Origin of the sequence: Micromonospora sp. WMMD1274 (assembly GCF_049179035.1) — a bacterium.
Taxonomy (GTDB): Bacteria; Actinomycetota; Actinomycetes; order Mycobacteriales; family Micromonosporaceae; genus Micromonospora; species Micromonospora tulbaghiae.
In genome coordinates this window covers 4,330,970-4,348,276 of sequence record NZ_JBMHMG010000001.1, presented here as the reverse complement: position 1 = coordinate 4,348,276, position 17,307 = coordinate 4,330,970, and the positions used below count along the sequence as shown (strand labels likewise).

The window sequence follows — 17,307 nt, the reverse complement described above, 5'->3', positions numbered from 1 at the left end:
CCAGCGGTCAGCCCAGGGCCTGCTCCAGATCGGCGAGCAGGTCGTCGACCGTCTCGATGCCGACAGACAGTCGCACGAGATCGCCGGGAACTTCAAGCGGCGAGCCCGCAGCGCTCGCGTGTGTCATCCGGCCGGGGTGCTCGATCAGGGACTCCACGCCGCCCAGCGACTCGGCGAGCACGAACAGCCGGGCCCGGTTGCAGATCTCCACAGCGTGCTCCTCGCCGCCCGCCGCGCGGAACGAGATCATGCCGCCGAACCGGCGCATCTGCTTGGCGGCCACCTCGTGACCGGGGTGCGACGGCAGGCCCGGGTAGAGAACCTGGGCGACCTTGGCGTGTCCGTCCAGGTAGGCGGCGATCCGCTCGGCGTTGTCGCAGTGCCGGTCCATCCGTACCCCGAGGGTCTTGATGCCGCGCAGGGTGAGCCAGGCGTCGAACGGGCCGTTCACCGCGCCCATCGCGTTCTGGTGGTAGCGCAGCTCCTCGCCGAGCGTGCGGTCCGCCGCGACGAGCGCGCCGCCGACCACGTCGGAGTGCCCGCCGACGTACTTGGTGGTGGAGTGCACCACCACGTCCGCGCCGAACGCGATCGGCTGCTGGAGGTACGGCGAGGCGAACGTGTTGTCGACCACCAGCAGCGCGCCGGCGTCGTGCGCCACAGCGGCCAGCGCCGCGATGTCCGCGATGCCGAGCAGCGGGTTGGTCGGCGTCTCCACCCACACGATCCGGGTGGTGCCCGGGCGGGTCGCGGCGCGCACGGCGTCCGGGTCGGAGACCTTCGCCGGGGTGTACGCCAGGCCCCAGCGCTCGGCCACCTTGGCGAACAGCCGGTACGTGCCGCCGTAGGCGTCGTCCGGGATCACCACGTGGTCGCCCGGCTTGCAGACGGTCCGCAGCAGCGCGTCCTCGGCGGCCAGGCCGCTGGCGAAGGCGAGCGCCACCGGGCCGCCCTCCAGCGCGGCCAGGCACTCCTGGAGCGCGTCCCGGGTCGGGTTGCCGGAGCGGCTGTACTCGTAGCCCTCGCGGGGCGCTCCGACGGCGTCCTGGGCGTACGTGCTGGTCTGGTAGATCGGCGGGATCACCGCACCGGTGCGGGCCTCCGGGTCCTGACCGGCGTGGATGGCGAGTGTCTCGAAGCCGTGGCTCATGCCGCAGACGTTAGCCCCCCGCCCGGTCCCGCTCCCGGCAACCCGGCGCGAGTCACAACCGCGGAGGTGTCGGGGCGGTCGGCCATACTGGTCCGGTGAGTACGACCGGGGCGCTCCCCTCCCGCCTGCACGGCGTCGCCGACCGGATCCCGGTCTCGCTGGGCCTCCTGAGCGGGCCGCGGTCGGGGCGGGTCAAGCTGCCCGTGCGCCTCGCCTGGTCGGGCCCCGGCGACTATGACGTGGGTGACCCGGGTGAGCGGCTGACCCTCTACTGCCTCCTGCTGGACTGCGGCCAGCGGGACGACATCATCAGATACGTCGACGCCACGCTGCTCCGCCAGGACTGGCCACGTATTCGGCGCTTGACCGCGCGCCGGGTGATCCGCCTCTGGGAGAGCAGGATCCCGGGCCTGGCGGCCTAGCCGTGGACGAGCTGCACACGCGCTTGCTGCGCGTCGGATTCCACGCCGCGCCGATCATGAGGTTGACGGTGCCGCCGGTCCGATTTGTCGCCGCCAACCTCATGATCACGCTCGCCCGGAGGTGGGGTGGCGGGGCCGGGCCTAGGGTGGGCGGATGAGCGGGTGTGTGTTCTGCGGGATCGTGGCGGGCGAGGTGCCGGCCTTCCGGGTGACCGACGAGCCGGACGGCGTCGCGTTCCTCGACACCCGGCCGGTGTTCAAGGGCCACGTGCTGGTGGTGCCCCGCACCCACCTGGTCACCCTGTCCGACCTGCCCGCCGACGCGCTGCCCGGCTACTTCCGGCTGGTGCAGCGCATCGCCGTGGCCGTGGAGTCCGGTCTGGGCTCCGGTGGGACGTTCGTGGCGATGAACAACCGGGTGTCCCAGTCGGTACCGCACCTGCACACCCACGTGGTGCCCCGGACCAAGGGCGACGGGCTGCGCGGCTTCTTCTGGCCGCGTACCCGGTACGCCGACGACGCCGAGGCGACGGAGTTCGCCGGGCGGATCTCGGCGGCGCTGGCCTGACGCCGGCGTGGGCGGGTAAGGAACCGGGGGGCGACGCTGTTGCACACGCTGGGAAAGCCAAGAGAGGAGTCCCACCGTGTTCCTCCGCCGCATGAAGGCCGAAATGATCTCTCCTGACCAGGCCCTGCCGGGCCGTCCGATCGCGATGCCGATCGCCGACCGGCACGAGGTGCTGCCGTCCTCGCTGAAGGGCCCGTTCCCCGAGGGCGCGCAGGTCGCCGTCTTCGGCATGGGCTGCTTCTGGGGCGCCGAGCGGCTGTTCTGGACCCTCCCCGGCGTGATCACCACGTCCGCCGGTTACGCGGGCGGGTACACCACCAACCCGACGTACGAGGAGGTCTGCTCCGGCATGACCGGGCACGCCGAGGTGGTCCAGGTGGTCTACGACCCGTCGAAGATCGCCTACGAGGACCTGCTCAAGGTGTTCTGGGAGAACCACGACCCGACCCAGGGCATGCGCCAGGGCAACGACGTGGGCACCCAGTACCGCTCGGCGATCTACACCACGACCGACGAGCAGCTCGCCGCCGCCAAGGCGTCGCGGGACGCGTTCGCGCCGATCGTGGAGCGGGCCGGCAAGGGTGAGATCACCACCGAGATCGCCCCGCTCGGCGACTACTACTTCGCCGAGGACTACCACCAGCAGTACCTGGCTCCGACGAAGAACCCGGGTGGTTACTGCAACCACGGGCCCAACGGCATGACCTGCCCCGTCGGCGTCGCGCGAGTCACCGAGGCGCACTGAGCGCGTCTCGCGACCTACGGGAGGGGGACCTCGACGTCCGGTTCCCCTCCCGTCACCACGAACGGTGCGTACCCAGGGTCGACCACATCGACGACCAGGTCCGAGAAGACCAGCGAGATGTTGTGGCCGTTCGTCTCGATGAGGGCCTCGTGAAACGGAAGATCGAGGAGCCGTGACCACCGCTCCGCGTCAGGTGACTCCCGCAGAAGTTTCATTCCCGGGTACAGCACCTGCCACTTGACGCCCCACACGTAGCCGTCGAGGTCGACGCCCTGCTCGTAGTCGACGAGCCGCTCGTCCAGCGACCGCATCCAGACCTCGGGCGGCACGGCGGACGTGGTCACGGCTCGGACGCAGTGCTTGAACCGGTACCTCAGGTGCTGGGGCGTGATTCCGGTACGGGGATCGGCGGTCGCGTAGACGAAGACATCGTAGTCGCGCAGGTAGTCGGCGAAGCCGTGGAACACGATGGCCTGATCGAACACGTCGTCGAAGGCGGCCCGGATCTCGTCGATGTCCACGTCCGCATCATCGCAGCGGTCCCGCACCAGCCGTCGGGAGCCCTCGCTGCGGCTCCCGCGCCGCGGGCTGACCCGAGATCCGAACCACGACTCCGGCACGGTGAACTGCGAGGCCGATCACCGTGCCGACAGCGTCTCGCTCGCGCGATCTTGCAGTTCCTGCCCACAGCTTGTTCGGTTTACGAGGATTGCGGGGCACCAAAGTGCAAGATCGGCGAGCCGACAACGCAGGGGGCGTGTGCCGGTACGTGCGGTGTTCCTCACACCCGGCACGGGCCGGGTTTCCGGCATCTGCGGCCTGGAGGGCAGGAACCGAAGGCGTGACAGGTGACCACCCTGCGTGACGGCGCATCGTAGCAAGCTGTCACACGTTCGTCATCGTCTCAACAGGCGAACTGCAACAAGCTCTGGCAGCATTGGCTCGTATGTGCGGACTTGCGGGAGAGTTCCGCCGTGACGGTTCACGCGCCGACGTCTCGGCCGTGGAGCGGATGGCGGCCACGATGAGTGACCGAGGGCCCGACGACAGCGGCGTCTGGTCGCAGGGCCCGACCGCGCTGGGACACCGGCGCCTGAAGATCATCGACCTGTCCGCGGCGAGCGGCCAACCCATCGTGGACGCCGCCGCCGGGCTCACCGGTGTCTTCAACGGCTGCATCTACAACTATCGGGAGCTGCGCGCCGAGCTCCAGGCCAAGGGGCACCGGTTCTTCTCGTCCGGCGACAGCGAGGTCGTGATCAAGGCGTACGCCGAGTGGGGGCTCGACTTCGTCGACCACCTGATCGGCATGTTCGCCGTCGCGATCAGCGAGCGCGACACCGGCCGCCTGGTGCTGGCCCGGGACCGCCTCGGCATCAAGCCGCTCTACCTGGCCGAGAGCCCCGGCGTGGTGCGGTTCGCCTCCACCCTGCCGGCGCTGCTCGCCGGCGGCGGCGTCGACACCACGATCGACCGGGTGGCGCTCGCCCACTACCTGAGCTTCCACAGCATCGTGCCGCCGCCGCGCACCATCCTGGCCGGCGTCACCAAGCTGCCCCCGGCCACGGTCCGGGTGTACGAGGCGGACGGCTCCACCCACGAGCGGGTGTACTGGGATCCGGCGTTCAGCCGTGCCGCCGAGCGGGCCGGCTGGTCCGAGCGGGACTGGCAGGACGCGCTGCTCGACTCGCTGACCACCGCCGTACGCCGCCGCATGGTGGCCGACGTGCCGGTGGGCGTGCTGCTCTCCGGCGGCCTCGACTCCAGCCTGGTGGTCGCACTGCTCGCCGGCGAGGGGCAGGCGCAGTCCGGCCTGGCCACGTTCTCCATCGGCTTCGACGCGGTGGGTGGTCGGGAGGGCGACGAGTTCGTCTACTCCGACCTGGTGGCGAAGACGTTCGGCACCGACCACCACCAGATCCGGGTGCCCACCGGCGACCTGCTGCCGCCGCTGGAGGCCGCCGTCGCGTCCATGAGCGAGCCCATGGTCAGCCACGACTGCGTGGCGTTCTGGCTGCTCAGTCAGGAGGTCGCGAAGCACGTCAAGGTGGTGCAGTCGGGCCAGGGCGCGGACGAGATCCTGGGCGGCTACCACTGGTACCCGCCGCTGGCCGGGGTGGACCGGGAGCAGGCGCTCGAGACGTACGCGAAGGCGTTCTTCGACCGCGACGCGGCCGGACTGGCCCGGGTGCTCAACCCGGCGTGGCTGGCCGACGGCGACCCGGCGCGGGAGTTCGTGGCCGCGCACCTGGGCCGCGCGGGGGCGCAGACCGCCGTCGACGCGGGCCTGCGGATCGACACCCAGGTCATGCTGACCGACGACCCGGTGAAGCGGGTCGACAACATGACCATGGCGCACGGGCTGGAGGCCCGGGTGCCGTTCCTCGACCACGAGTTCGTCGAGCTGGCCGCGAGCTGCCCGCCGGAGCTGAAGCTGGCCCAGGGTGGCAAGGGCGTGCTCAAGGAGATCGGCCGCCGGGTCCTGCCGCACGAGGTCATCGACCGGCCCAAGGGCTACTTCCCGGTGCCCGGTCTCACCCACCTGGAGGGCAAGCTCCTCGACCGGGTACGCGACGCGCTCACCTCGCCGGAGGCCCGCCGTCGTGACCTGTTCCGCGCCGACTACGTCGACGCGCTGCTCGCCGACCCGAATGCCGAACTGACGCCGTTGAACGGAAACAAGCTGTGGCAACTGGGACTCCTGGAAATGTGGCTCCAGAGCCACGGAATCGACTGAGCGTGACCGACACCCTCGCCACCGGAACGGCGCGTACCGACCGGGAACGGGTGCTGGGGCGCCGCCGGGAACGCATCGGCCCCGGCGGTGACCCGGTCGCACCGGGTACGCCGGAGCCGCGAAAGCCGGAGACCGCGTCCACCGACGCCTCGGGCGTGGTGCTCGACTGCGGCTGGGGCCGGCTGGTGTTCGGGCAGACGTTCGACGACCAGGTGCACGTGGCCGACGTGCTGCGCTCCGAGGCGGTCGGCGCCCGGGACATCTGCATCTACCTGCGTGACCCGCACGTGCTGGTGTCCCGGCTGCCGGACGAGCTGTTCATCGACCCGTCGCTGACCTACCGGCTGCCGCTGGGTGACAAGCGGCCCGCCGCCACCGAGGGCGGCGACGTGCCCGGGCTGACCGTCCGGCCGCTGCGGGACGCCGCCGACGCCGAGGCGGTGAACCGGATCTACGCGCGCAACGGCATGGTCACCGCCCCGGTCGAGGTGCTGGTGGACAACGCCGGCACGGACCGGTTCCTGCACCTGGTGGCCGAGGACGCCACCGGTGAGGTGGTCGGCACCATCACCGGCGTGGACCACGTCGCGGTGTTCGGCGACCCGGAGAACGGCGCCAGCCTGTGGTGCCTGACCGTGGACTTCAACATCGCCCCGCCCGGCACCGGCCAGGCGCTGCTCACCGCGCTCGCCGACCGTCTCGACGGGCGCGGCCGGGCGTTCGTGGACCTGTCCGTGCTGGCCGAGAACTCGGGTGCGATCCGGCTGTACGAGCGTCTCGGCTTCCACCGCACCGGCACGCTCTGCGTGAAGCGGAAGAACCCGATCAACGAGCGCCTGTTCCTGCCCGCGATGCCGCAGGGGTACGACGAGCTGAACCCGTACGCGAAGATCGTCGCGGACGAGGCGATGCGGCGCGGCATCCGGGTGGAGGTGACCGACCCGCACTGGGGTGAGCTGAAGCTGACCACCGGCGGCCGGACCATCCACACCCGCGAGTCGCTGTCGGAGCTGACCTCGGCGGTGGCGATGAGCCGCTGCGACGACAAGCGGGTGACCCGGCGCATCCTCACCGAGGCGGGGCTGTCGGTGCCGCGCGGGCGCACCGCGACCGGCGAGCCCGACGACGTCGCGTTCCTCGACGACGTGGGTCCGGTGGTGGTCAAGCCGGCGCGCGGCGAGCAGGGCAACGGCATCACCGTCGGCGTGCGTACGCCGGAGGCCCTGACCGCGGCCGTCGAGCTGGCCCGCCGGTTCTGCCCGGACGTGCTGATCGAGGAGCTGCGCGCGGGCGAGGACCTGCGGGTCGTGGTGATCGACCACGAGGTGGTCGCCGCCGCGGTACGCCGCCCGGCGCAGATCACCGGCGACGGCGTGCACGACATCACCGAGCTGATCGAGCGGCAGAGCCGGCGGCGGGCGGCAGCCACCGGCGGCGAGTCCCGCATCCCGGTCGACGACATGACCCGCGAGGTGGTCGCGGAGGCCGGATACCGGATGCACGACGTGCTGCCGGAGGGCGAGGTGCTGGCGGTCCGCCGGACGGCCAACCTGCACACCGGCGGCACGATCCACGACGTGACAGCCGAGCTGCACCCGGCGATCGCCGAGGCGTGCGTCACCGCCAGCCGGGCGCTGGACATCCCGGTCACCGGGCTGGACCTGCTGGTTCCCGCCCCGGACCAGCCGGAACACGTCTTCATCGAGGCGAACGAGCGCCCCGGACTGGCCAACCACGAGCCACAGCCGACCGCCGAACGCTTCGTCGACCTGCTCTTCCCGGGTACCCGGGCACCGCAGCGACTCTGGTCGCCTGCCGGTGCGGCAGGCTCTGGGGCATGACCGCACGCAAACCCCAACCGCTCAAGCTCGACCTCGACTACCTCCGCCAGGTGCTGGTGGAGCTGCTGGAGATCCCCAGCCCGTCGGGGCGCACCGACCACATCCAGCAGTACGTGGGCGAGCGGCTCTCCGCGATCGGGATCAGCTCCACGCTGACCCGTCGCGGGGCGCTGAGCGCCTGTCTGCCCGGCCCCCGGTCGACCGGCGCCGACCGGGCGATCGTGGTGCACACCGACACCATCGGCGGCATGGTGAAGCGGCTGAAGGAGAACGGCCGGCTTGAGGTCAACCCGATCGGCACGCACAGCGCCCGCTTCGCCGAGGGCGCCCACGTGCGGATCTTCACCGACGACCTGGAGCGGGTCGTCACCGGCCAGGTGCTGCCGCTGAAGGCGAGCGGGCACCGCTACAACGAGGCGGTCGACCTCCAGGGCGTCGGCTGGGAGCTGGTCGAGGTGCGGGTGGACGAGCCGGTGCACGACGAGGCCGGGCTGCGGGCGCTCGGCATCGACGCCGGGGACTTCGTCGCGTTCCTGCCCAACCCGACCATCACCCCGAACGGGTACGTCAAGTCCCGGCACCTGGACGACAAGGCGGGCGTGGCGGCGGTGCTGACCGCGTTCAAGGCGATGGTCGACGCCGGGGTCACCCCGGCGGTCACCGCGCACCTGCTGGTCACCGTCACCGAGGAGATCGGCCACGGCGCCAGCCACGGGCTGGACCCGGACGTCGCGGAGATCGTCTCGGTGGACGCGGCGGTGGTCGCGCCGGGCCAGCAGTCCCGGGAGACCGCTGCCACGCTGGCGATGGGCGACGGGGTCGGCCCGTTCGACTACCACCTGACCCGCAACCTGGCCTCGATCGCCAAGGAGCACGGCGTCGACCTGGTCCGGGACGTGTTCGACTACTACCGCTCGGACGTGGCCGCGGCGGTCGAGGCCGGGGCGCACGCCCGGGTGGCGCTGCTCGGGTTCGGCGTGGACGCCACGCACGGCCACGAGCGCACCCACCTCGACGGCCTGCACCAGCTCACCCAGCTGCTCTGCCTCTACCTGCAGAGCCCGCTGGTGTTCCCCGAGTGGGACGCCGAGCCGGAGGGCGACCTGGCCGACTTCCCGTCGCTGGCGGTGCAGCCGGCGAACGAGGAGGGCCCGCGCGAGGGCCCGATCGGCCTGGACTGACGCCTGTGATCGAAATCCGTTGCCGCGGCCGCCGGGAAGTGGATAGCGTGGCGGTACACGGGAAAGGAGGTGGTCCAGACTTGTATAGCAATCGGACTCGTGAGGTGGCTGTCCGCTAGCCGCTGTCCTCGACAGTGAGAACTCGTCCGCCGCGAGGCGGGCACTGCATGATCGTCGAGACCGTGTGGCAGCGGTGCGGCGAAACCACGACAGCCACCCGACCCCCGGGGTGCCGGCCCAGTCCAGCCGGCCCGCGCGCGAGCGCGGAAGCCCCGGGGGTCGCTTTATGCGCTCCGGAGGATGCCGTGTCCATGCGTGAGCTGGTGGTGCTCGGTACGGCCAGCCAGGCCCCGACCCGGCAGCGCAACCACAACGGCTACCTGCTGCGCTGGGACGACGAGGTGATCCTCTTCGACCCGGGCGAGGGCAGCCAGCGGCAGATGTTGCACACCGGGATAACCGCCACCGACCTGACCCGGATCTGCGTCACACACTTCCACGGCGATCACTGCCTCGGGCTGCCCGGCACGATCCAGCGCCTCTCGCTGGACCGCGTACCGCACCCGGTGGCGGTGCACTTCCCGGCCGGCGGCGCCGAGTACTTCGCCCGGCTGCGCCACGCCTCCAGCTTCTACGAGACCGCCGAGCTGTCCGTCGAGCCGATCGACGCCGACGGGCAGCGGATCACGCTGGGCGTCGGCACGCTGGAGGCCCGCCGGCTGCGGCACCCGATCGAGACGTACGGGTACCGCCTGGTCGAGCCGGACGGCTGCCGGATGCTGCCGGAGCGGCTGGCCGCGTACGGCATCGCCGGTTCGGACGTGGGGCGGCTGCTGCGCGACGGCCACCTGGACCGCGACGGGCGCCGCGTGACCCGCGACGAGGTGAGCGTGACCCGGCCGGGGCAGCGGTTCGCGTTCGTGATGGACACCGGGCTCTGCGACGGCGTGTACGCGCTGGCCGAGCACGCCGACCTGCTGGTGATCGAGTCGACGTTCCTGGAGTCGGAGGCGGCGCTCGCCGCCGAGGTCGGGCACCTCACCGCCGGCCAGGCCGCGCGGGTGGCGGCCGAGTCGGGGGTACGCACGCTCGTGCTCACCCACTTCTCCCAGCGGTACGCCGACCCGCGCCGCTTCCACGACGAGGCCCGGGAGCACTTCACCGGTGATCTGGTGATCGCCGAGGATCTCCAGACGGTGCAGGTGCCGCCCCGGCGGGTACCGTCGCCCGGGTGACGATCTCCCTACGTTCCGCGACCGAGGCCGACCTGATGGCGGTCGGCGCCCTGCACCAGCGCTCACGGGTGGCGGCGTACTCGTCGTTCCTGCCGCCCGAGGCGCTCGCCGACCCGACGCCGGAGGCGATGGGCCGTTACTGGGTGGAGCGGCTGACCTGGGAGGGTGCCGACCACCGGATGACGGTGGCCGAGCGGGACGGCCGGCTGGTGGGCTTCAGCTATCTCGGGCCGGACGACGAGGGCGACCCGGCGACCGGGCTGCTCAACGCGATCCACCTGGAGCCGTCCGAGCGGGGCCGGGGCACCGGCCGGGCGCTGATGGTGGACGCGCTGGACGCGATGCGGGCCCGGGGATGGACCCGCGCCGCGCTATGGGTGCTGCGGGAGAACACCCACGCGCGCCGGTTCTACGAGCGCGGCGGCTGGGTCCTGACCGGTCTGCAGCGGGACGAGCACATCGGCTCGGCGCTGGTGCCGCAACTGCGCTACAGCCGGGAGCTGTGAACGGGCGGGGCCCCGGAGTGCCGGGACCCCGCCCCGCTCAGCGCGCGCCGAGGTGGGCGAGCAGGTCCTGCCGGGTCAGCACGCCCTTGGGCTTGCCGTCGACCAGCACCAGCGCCGCGTCCGCCTTCTCCAGCAGCCCGACCGCCTCGCTCACCGGCTGCCCGCCGCCGATCATCGGCAGCGGCTCGCCCATGTGCCGCTCGATCGTGTCGTGCAGGTGGGCCTGGCCGGTGAACAGCGCGTCGAGCAGGTCCTTCTCGGCGATCGAGCCGGCCACCTCGCCGGTCACCACCGGCGGCTCGGCCTTGAGCACGGGGAGCTGGGAGACGCCGTACTCGCGCATGTAGTCGATCGCGTCGCGGACCGTCTCGGTCGGGTGCACGTGCACCAGCTCGGGCAGGCCACCGGGCTTGCCGGCGAGCGCGTCGGCGACCGTCGGCTCGGTGCCCGAGTCGTCCAGGAAGCCGTACCGGGCCATCCACTTGTCGTTGAAGATCTTCGACAGGTAGCCCCGGCCGCCGTCCGGCAGCAGCACCACGATCACGTCGTCCGGGCCGGCCTTGCGGGCCACCTCCAGCGCGCCCACCACGGCCATGCCGCAGGAGCCGCCGACCAGCAGCCCCTCCTCGCGGGCCAGCCGGCGGGTCATCTCGAACGACTCCTTGTCCGACACCTCGACGATCTCGTCGGCCACCGACCGGTCGTACGTCTCCGGCCAGAAGTCCTCACCGACGCCCTCGACCAGGTACGGCCGCCCGGTGCCGCCGGAGTAGACCGAGCCCTCCGGGTCCGCGCCGATCACCTTGACCCGGCCCTCGGACGCCTCCTTGAGGTAGCGGCCGATGCCGGAGATGGTGCCGCCGGTGCCGACGCCCGTGACGAAGTGGGTGATCTTCCCCTCGGTCTGCCGCCACAGCTCCGGGCCGGTGGTCTCGTAGTGCGAGCGCGGGTTGGCCGGGTTGCTGTACTGGTTGGGCTTCCACGCGCCGGGGATCTCCCGGGCCAGCCGGTCGGAGACGTTGTAGTAGGAGCGCGGGTCCTCCGGCGCGACGGCGGTCGGGCAGACCACCACCTCGGCGCCGTACGCGCGCAGCACGTCCTGCTTGTCCTGGCTGACCTTGTCCGGGCACACGAACACGCAGCGGTAGCCCTTGAGCTGGGCCACCAGGGCCAGCCCGACGCCCGTGTTGCCGCTGGTCGGCTCCACGATCGTGCCGCCCGGCCGCAGGATGCCCGCCTTCTCGGCGTCCTCGACCATGCGCAGCGCGATCCGGTCCTTGACCGAGCCGCCCGGGTTGACGTACTCCACCTTCGCCAGCACGGTGGCCTGGATGCCCTCGGTGACGTTGCGCAGGCGTACCAGCGGGGTGTTGCCGATCAGCTCGACGACGTTGTCGTAGTACTGCACCTCGTTGTGCCCTTCGTCGCGCCGCCGTCGGTTCCGGCGGCCGGTCAGCCCTCAGTTCGCCGACCAGCGTACGTGCCGTCAGGGCACCACATGCCCGGGGATGACGGAGCTGCGACGTGCCTCCCACTCCAGGAACCGCTCGGTCTCGGCGAGCACGCTGCCCGCCAGCCAGGTGACCATGACCGCGTCGTCGGCCAGCCCGAAGATCGCCAGCGGGATCTCCGGCAGCAGGTCGATCGGCGAGACGATGTACGCCGTCGCCCCGGCCATCAGCGCCAGGCGCAGGCCGCCGTCGTACTCGCCCCTGCTGGTCGCGCGGATCATCCGCGGCAGCGCCGCCAGCCGTGCCCCGAGCGACGGCCCGCCCCGCGTACCCGCCGCCAGCGCCCGGGCCAGCGCGGCGAACGCGGCGCTGCGCTTCAACGTCTTCCCCATGATGTCGCCCCTCTCCGCCCGACATGGTGCGGCCCGGTGGCAAGCCCGCGTCCGCTGCCCCCATCGGTACCCAATCCGGGCACGACCCAGCCATCCGATCAAGGACAGCAGTGGTCGTACCGGCGCGATACTGTCGGTTCATGGGGGACGCTGGTTCCGTCGCGCCGGTCCGCCGGCAGCGCGCCCGGCAGATCGCCCGCCTCGCGGCGATCGGCACGGGTGCCACGGTGGCGGCCACCGCCGCCACCGGCGGGGTGCTGCTCGGCCAGGCCCGGCAGGCCCGCCGCACCATCCCGATGGCTCAGGCCCCGCCGCCGCGCTGCGACGGCGTCTACGGCGCGAGACTGCCCGGCCCGCCGATCACCATGGTCATCCTGGGCGACTCCTCGGCGGCCGGGTACGGCGTGCACAGGCGTCGGGAGACACCGGGCTCACTGCTGGCCACCGGGCTGTCCCGCCGCCTGCACCGACCGGTCCGGCTGCACAGGTTCGCCGTGGTCGGCGCGCTGTCGTCCGGGCTGAAGCCGCAGGTCGAGTCCGCCCTGGAGGTCGAGCCGGACGTCGCGGTGATCCTGATCGGCGGCAACGACGTCACCAACCGCTCACCGTTCTCGGTGGCGGTGCGCTACCTGGTCGACGCGGTCCGCACGCTGCGGGCGGCCGGCTGTGAGGTGGTCGTCGGCACCTGTCCCGACCTGGGCACCATCCGGCCGATCCAGCCGCCGCTGCGCTGGCTGGCCCGGCGCTGGAGCCGCCAGCTCGCCGCCGCGCAGACGGTGGGCGTGGTCGAGGCCGGCGGCCGTGCCGTCTCGCTCGGCGACATGCTCGGGCCGCGCTTCGCCGCCGACCCTGGGCGGATGTTCGCCTGGGACCGGTTCCACCCCTCCGCCGAGGGGTACGCGATAGCCGCGGCGGCGTTGCTGCCCACCGTGCTGTCCGCGCTGGGCGCCGTCCCGGAACGCAGGCCTGTCCTGCCCGGCGTGGAAGGCGTACGGTCGCTCCCGGAGGCCGCCCACCAGGCGGCCCGGCACGCCGGCACGGAGGTCAGCGGCGCCCAGCTCCGGGGTCGCGACCGCGGGCCGGGCGGGCGGTGGGCGCAGCTTCGCCGGCGGGCCTTCTTCGGCGTCGGCGCGGTGCCCCCGACCGGCAGCGCCGCCGACTCGGCAACGCTGGAGGGAACGGCATGAGCGAGCGAATCGGCCGGCTCAGCGCGAAGGTGCCTCATGGCGGCACGGAGCGAAGCGGAGTGCTGTCATGAGCGAGCGCAGCGAGCGAATCGGCCGGCTCAGCGCGAAGGTGCCTCATGGCGGCACGGAGCGAAGCGGAGTGCTGTCATGAGCGAACGGAACGAGGTGGCCCGGTGGGGCCGGGCGGCGGCCCTGTCGCTGCTGGCCGGCACGGTGGGCGGCGCGGCGGTCCTCGCCGGCCAGGCCATCGCCGCCCGCACCCGCGAGTACGCCCAGCCCGAGCTGGGTCTGGTGCTGCGCGCGACGGTCGGCCGTGCGGACGCGCCGCCGTTGCGGCTGGTGCTGCTGGGTGACTCGTCGGCGCTCGGCGTGGGCGTCGACCGGTTCGAGGACACCATCGGCGGTCAACTCGCCAACCTGCTCGCCGAGGGGCCGACCGGCCGCCGGGTGCAGTTGTCGAGCGTGGGGGTCTCCGGCTCGCGCGCCACCGACCTGGCCACCCAGGTGGCCCGGGCGCTGCTGGGCGAGCGGCCGGACGTGGCGGTGGTGCTGATCGGGGCGAACGACGCCACCGCGATGTCCCGGCCCGGTGACGCGGCGGCCTATCTCGGCTCGGCGGTACGCCGTCTGCGGGAGGCGCACGTCGAGGTGGTCGTGGGCACGTGTCCGGATCTCGGCGCGGTACGCGCGGTCGCCACGCCGCTGCGCCAGGTGCTCGGCTGGTCCGGGCGGCGGATGGCGCGGGCCCAGACGGCGGCCGTGCTGGACGCCGGCGGCACCGTCGTCGACCTGGGCACCGAGACCGGTCCGGTGTTCCGCGCGGACGCGGGGACGCTCTGCCACGACGGCTTCCACCCGTCGGCCGACGGCTACCGGGTGTGGGCGCACGCCCTGCTCCCCGCGGTCGAGGCGGCGGCGGCCGTCGCGTTCCGGCACCACCGGCAGCCGCCCACGGGGTGACATTTCCCGCCCGCCTCGCGGCTTCCCGGGCATGTTACTCGCGCGTTAACGTTGGCTCATGCCGATTGAGTCGCCCCGCGACGCCGTCATCGTCGCCACCGCCCGGTCCCCCATCGGCCGCGCGTTCAAGGGTTCCCTCCGCGAGGTCCGCCCGGACGACCTCGCCGCCACCATCGTCCAGGCCGCCCTCGACAAGGTCCCGGCGCTCGATCCCACCACCATCGACGACCTCTACCTCGGGTGCGGTCTGCCCGGCGGCGAGCAGGGCTTCAACATGGCCCGGGTGGTCGCCACCCTGATGGGCCTCGACGGCCTGCCCGGCGCCACGCTGACCCGCTACTGCGCGTCCTCGCTCCAGACCACCCGGATGGCGATGCACGCGATCCGGGCCGGCGAGGGCGACGTGTTCATCTCCGCCGGTGTGGAGATGGTCTCCCGGTACGCCCGGGGCAACTCGGACACGCTGCCGCCGGAGGCGCAGGCCCTCGTCGGCGGCGGCTGGGAGAACCCCCGCTTCGCCGAGGCCCGGGAGCGTTCCGCTGCCCGCGCCCAGGGCGGCGCCGAGGTGTGGACCGACCCGCGCGAGGCCGGGCAGCTCCCCGACATCTACCTCGCCATGGGGCAGACCGCGGAGAACCTGGCCCAGGTGTACGACGTGACCCGCGAGGACATGGACGCGTTCGGCGTCCGCAGCCAGAACCTCGCCGAGAAGGCGATCGCGGACGGCTTCTGGGCCCGCGAGATCACCCCGGTCACCACGCCGGACGGCACCGTCGTCAGCACCGACGACGGTCCCCGTGCCGGGGTGACCCTGGAGGCGGTGGCCGGCCTGAAGCCGGTGTTCCGCCCGGACGGCCGGATCACCGCGGGCAACTGCTGCCCGCTCAACGACGGTGCCGCCGCCGTGGTGATCATGAGCGCCGAGCGCGCGTCCGAGCTGGGGCTCACCCCGCTGGCCCGGATCGTCTCCACCGGCGTCACCGGGCTCTCCCCCGAGATCATGGGCCTGGGCCCGGTCGAGGCGTCGAAGCAGGCGCTCAAGCGCGCCGGCATGACCATCGACGACGTCGACCTGGTCGAGATCAACGAGGCGTTCGCCGCCCAGGTGATCCCCTCGTACCGGCAGCTCGGCATCCCGGAGGAGAAGCTGAACGTCGCCGGTGGCGCGATCGCTGTCGGCCACCCGTTCGGCATGACCGGCGCCCGGATCACCGGCACGCTGCTCAACGCGCTGGAGTGGCACGACAAGACCATCGGTCTGGAGACCATGTGCGTCGGTGGCGGCCAGGGCATGGCGATGGTGCTCGAACGACTGAGCTGAGACCGGTTCGCCGGAGCACGGGCCGGGTACGGGAGGCCGCATGGCGACCGTCGTGGAACGTGAGCGCAAGTACTCCGGCGACGAGGGTTTCCGGCTGCCCGACCTGACCGGGTGCGGTGGCGTCGTGACCATGTCCGACGCCACCGTCTCGGATCTGGACGCCGTCTACTGGGACACCGACGACCTGCTCCTGCTGCGCAGCGGGCACGCGCTGCGCCGCCGTACCGGCGGGCACGACGCGGGCTGGCATCTCAAGGTGGGCGCGGTCGGTGGCGCCCGGGTCGAGCACCAGTTCCCGGCCGGGGCGTCCGACGACGGCCCGCCGCCCGAGCTGGTCGCGCTGATCCGGGCCGCGTCGCGCGGTCGTCCGGTCGCCCCGGCGGCCAGGGTCGTCAACCGCCGCCGGGAACACCGGCTGCTGGACGCGGACGGCCGGGTGCTGGCCGAGGTGGCCGAGGACGACGTCCGGTCCGAGGACCTGGTGGACGGCGCCGAGCGGACCTGGCACGAGATCGAGATCGAGCTGGTCGAGGGCGACGAAGGGCTGCTCGACGCGCTCGGAGAGCGGCTGCGCGAGGCCGGCGCCCGTGAGGTGGCGGTCAGCAAGTCGCACCGGGCCGTCGCCGGCCGGATCGAGCGTTTCGACGATCGGGAACCGGACGGCCCGGCGGGCGCGGTCCTGGAGTACGTCCGGACGCAGCGGGACGCGATCGTCGGCAACCATGCGGCCGCGTACCAGGGGGACGAGGACGCGGTCCACGACATGCGCGTCGCGACCCGTCGGCTGCGGGCGACCCTGCGTACCTTCCGGGGCCTGTGGGACCGCCGGGAGAGCGAGGCGGTCCGGGCCGAGCTGCGCCGCCTCGGCGGCGAGCTGGGCCGGGTCCGCGACACCCAGGTGATGGCCGCCCGGCTCACCGGGGCGGTGCACGAGCTGCCGGACGAGCTGGTGCTCGGCCCGGTCGCGGCGCGGATCGGCGAACGGTTCGCCGCAGACCTGGCCGAGGCGGCCACCGCGCTGCGGTCCGCGCTGGACGCCGACCGCTATCCCGCCCTGCTGACCCGCCTGGACCGGCTGGCCGACGCCCCGTCCGCCGACGTCGGCCGACGCTGGGTGGACCGCCGGGTCCGCAAGGCGGTACGCCGCGCCGACATCCGGCTGGACCGGGCGCTCGCCACCACCGGGCCGGACGGGGACGCCGCGCTGCACGAGGCACGCAAGAAGCTCAAGGCCGCCCGCTACGCGGTGGAGGTGCGCGAGCCGGCCGCCGGCAAGCGGGCCGCCCGCCTGGTGAAGCGGTTCAAGGCGCTCCAGGATCTGCTCGGCACCCACCAGGACTCGGTGGTCACCCGGGAAATGCTCCGGCGGCAGGCGCTCCAGGCGTACGCCGACGGCGAGAACACGTTCACCTACGGCCTGCTGCACGCGAGGCAGGCGGAGGCCGCCGGCCACGACCGCCCGGCCGTCCTGCGGGCGCGCGACCGCTCAAGACACCGCAAGGCACGCCGCTGGCTGAACCCCTGACCCACCCTCTCCCGGCCCCCACCCGGTCGATCATGAAGTTGACGGGGGTCAGTGTCCGTTTTGTCGCCGCCAACCTCATGATCAAC

At 72.7% G+C, this 17,307-nt stretch carries 16 protein-coding genes; 12 read left to right on the top strand and 4 right to left on the bottom strand.

From position 1 onward, the window contains the following. Positions 1 to 7: 7 nt before the first annotated feature. Positions 8 to 1,150, bottom strand: a complete 1,143-nt coding sequence (locus ACN27D_RS20730; protein ID WP_421499766.1) for a cystathionine gamma-synthase — start codon at positions 1,148 to 1,150, stop codon at positions 8 to 10. Positions 1,151 to 1,245: 95 nt separating this feature from the next. Here ACN27D_RS20730 and ACN27D_RS20725 point away from each other — a divergent pair, with 95 nt between their 5' ends. The 3 genes from ACN27D_RS20725 (at position 1,246) to msrA (ending at position 2,885) form a co-directional block, all read left to right on the top strand. Further along, positions 1,246 to 1,572: a hypothetical protein gene (locus ACN27D_RS20725; RefSeq protein WP_421499765.1), complete on the top strand. Its 327-nt coding sequence runs from the start codon at positions 1,246 to 1,248 to the stop codon at positions 1,570 to 1,572. Positions 1,573 to 1,726: 154 nt separating this feature from the next. Beyond that, complete coding sequence (locus ACN27D_RS20720; protein ID WP_013474065.1) at positions 1,727 to 2,140, top strand: HIT family protein; 414 nt, start codon at positions 1,727 to 1,729, stop codon at positions 2,138 to 2,140. 76 nt (positions 2,141 to 2,216) lie between these two features. Continuing rightward, entirely contained in the window at positions 2,217 to 2,885 is a 669-nt protein-coding gene (gene msrA / locus ACN27D_RS20715) for a peptide-methionine (S)-S-oxide reductase MsrA (protein WP_120571576.1), read from the top strand. 14 nt (positions 2,886 to 2,899) lie between these two features. Here the strand turns inward: msrA and ACN27D_RS20710 are convergent, their stop codons facing one another. Beyond that, positions 2,900 to 3,406: a hypothetical protein gene (locus ACN27D_RS20710; protein ID WP_393378315.1), complete on the bottom strand. Its 507-nt coding sequence runs from the start codon at positions 3,404 to 3,406 to the stop codon at positions 2,900 to 2,902. Positions 3,407 to 3,831: 425 nt separating this feature from the next. Between ACN27D_RS20710 and ACN27D_RS20705 the strand changes: the two genes are divergently transcribed. The 5 genes from ACN27D_RS20705 (at position 3,832) to ACN27D_RS20685 (ending at position 10,385) form a co-directional block, all read left to right on the top strand. Continuing rightward, complete coding sequence (locus tag ACN27D_RS20705; RefSeq protein ID WP_252449805.1) at positions 3,832 to 5,622, top strand: N-acetylglutaminylglutamine amidotransferase; 1,791 nt, start codon at positions 3,832 to 3,834, stop codon at positions 5,620 to 5,622. A gap of 2 nt (positions 5,623 to 5,624) precedes the next feature. Continuing rightward, on the top strand, positions 5,625 to 7,463 hold the full coding sequence (ngg, locus tag ACN27D_RS20700) for an N-acetylglutaminylglutamine synthetase (RefSeq protein WP_421499764.1): 1,839 nt from the start codon (positions 5,625 to 5,627) through the stop codon (positions 7,461 to 7,463). Next, entirely contained in the window at positions 7,460 to 8,644 is a 1,185-nt protein-coding gene (locus tag ACN27D_RS20695) for an osmoprotectant NAGGN system M42 family peptidase (protein ID WP_128138800.1), read from the top strand. The genes ngg and ACN27D_RS20695 overlap by 4 nt, the downstream gene beginning before the upstream one ends. A 305-nt stretch (positions 8,645 to 8,949) precedes the next feature. Beyond that, positions 8,950 to 9,879, top strand: a complete 930-nt coding sequence (locus ACN27D_RS20690) for a ribonuclease Z (protein ID WP_421499763.1) — start codon at positions 8,950 to 8,952, stop codon at positions 9,877 to 9,879. Next, positions 9,876 to 10,385 (top strand): GNAT family N-acetyltransferase, encoded by a 510-nt coding sequence (locus ACN27D_RS20685; RefSeq protein WP_421499762.1) that lies wholly within the window; start codon positions 9,876 to 9,878, stop codon positions 10,383 to 10,385. The genes ACN27D_RS20690 and ACN27D_RS20685 overlap by 4 nt, the downstream gene beginning before the upstream one ends. A gap of 37 nt (positions 10,386 to 10,422) precedes the next feature. On the opposite strand, the gene ACN27D_RS20680 is transcribed toward ACN27D_RS20685, so the two are convergent. Together ACN27D_RS20680 and ACN27D_RS20675 are read right to left on the bottom strand one after the other, a co-directional pair. After that, positions 10,423 to 11,793: a cystathionine beta-synthase gene (locus ACN27D_RS20680; protein WP_120571583.1), complete on the bottom strand. Its 1,371-nt coding sequence runs from the start codon at positions 11,791 to 11,793 to the stop codon at positions 10,423 to 10,425. Between the two features lie 78 nt (positions 11,794 to 11,871). After that, complete coding sequence (locus tag ACN27D_RS20675) at positions 11,872 to 12,228, bottom strand: YkvA family protein (RefSeq protein WP_120571584.1); 357 nt, start codon at positions 12,226 to 12,228, stop codon at positions 11,872 to 11,874. Positions 12,229 to 12,368: 140 nt separating this feature from the next. Here ACN27D_RS20675 and ACN27D_RS20670 point away from each other — a divergent pair, with 140 nt between their 5' ends. From ACN27D_RS20670 to ACN27D_RS20655, 4 genes are all read left to right on the top strand, one after another. Continuing rightward, on the top strand, positions 12,369 to 13,415 hold the full coding sequence (locus ACN27D_RS20670) for an SGNH/GDSL hydrolase family protein (RefSeq protein ID WP_120571585.1): 1,047 nt from the start codon (positions 12,369 to 12,371) through the stop codon (positions 13,413 to 13,415). A 147-nt stretch (positions 13,416 to 13,562) separates the two neighbouring features. Next, positions 13,563 to 14,375: an SGNH/GDSL hydrolase family protein gene (locus tag ACN27D_RS20665; RefSeq protein WP_120571586.1), complete on the top strand. Its 813-nt coding sequence runs from the start codon at positions 13,563 to 13,565 to the stop codon at positions 14,373 to 14,375. Positions 14,376 to 14,433: 58 nt separating this feature from the next. Beyond that, the gene (locus tag ACN27D_RS20660) at positions 14,434 to 15,696 is read left to right on the top strand and encodes an acetyl-CoA C-acetyltransferase (RefSeq protein ID WP_073824922.1); all 1,263 of its coding nucleotides are present in this window, start codon (positions 14,434 to 14,436) and stop codon (positions 15,694 to 15,696) included. Positions 15,697 to 15,736: 40 nt separating this feature from the next. Further along, entirely contained in the window at positions 15,737 to 17,221 is a 1,485-nt protein-coding gene (locus tag ACN27D_RS20655) for a CHAD domain-containing protein (RefSeq protein ID WP_421499761.1), read from the top strand. Positions 17,222 to 17,307: the final 86 nt, after the last annotated feature.

Bases quoted from the DNA above. Each gene is read 5' to 3' on its own strand.
- ACN27D_RS20730 (WP_421499766.1), bottom strand. From the start codon at position 1,150: ATGAGCCACGGCTTCGAGACACTCGCCATCCACGCCGGTCAGGACCCG.
- ACN27D_RS20720 (WP_013474065.1), top strand. From the start codon at position 1,727: ATGAGCGGGTGTGTGTTCTGCGGGATCGTGGCGGGCGAGGTGCCGGCC.
- ACN27D_RS20705 (WP_252449805.1), top strand. From the start codon at position 3,832: ATGTGCGGACTTGCGGGAGAGTTCCGCCGTGACGGTTCACGCGCCGAC.
- ACN27D_RS20695 (WP_128138800.1), top strand. From the start codon at position 7,460: ATGACCGCACGCAAACCCCAACCGCTCAAGCTCGACCTCGACTACCTC.
- ACN27D_RS20675 (WP_120571584.1), bottom strand. From the start codon at position 12,228: ATGGGGAAGACGTTGAAGCGCAGCGCCGCGTTCGCCGCGCTGGCCCGG.
- ACN27D_RS20670 (WP_120571585.1), top strand. From the start codon at position 12,369: ATGGGGGACGCTGGTTCCGTCGCGCCGGTCCGCCGGCAGCGCGCCCGG.
- ACN27D_RS20665 (WP_120571586.1), top strand. From the start codon at position 13,563: ATGAGCGAACGGAACGAGGTGGCCCGGTGGGGCCGGGCGGCGGCCCTG.
- ACN27D_RS20660 (WP_073824922.1), top strand. From the start codon at position 14,434: ATGCCGATTGAGTCGCCCCGCGACGCCGTCATCGTCGCCACCGCCCGG.
- ACN27D_RS20655 (WP_421499761.1), top strand. From the start codon at position 15,737: ATGGCGACCGTCGTGGAACGTGAGCGCAAGTACTCCGGCGACGAGGGT.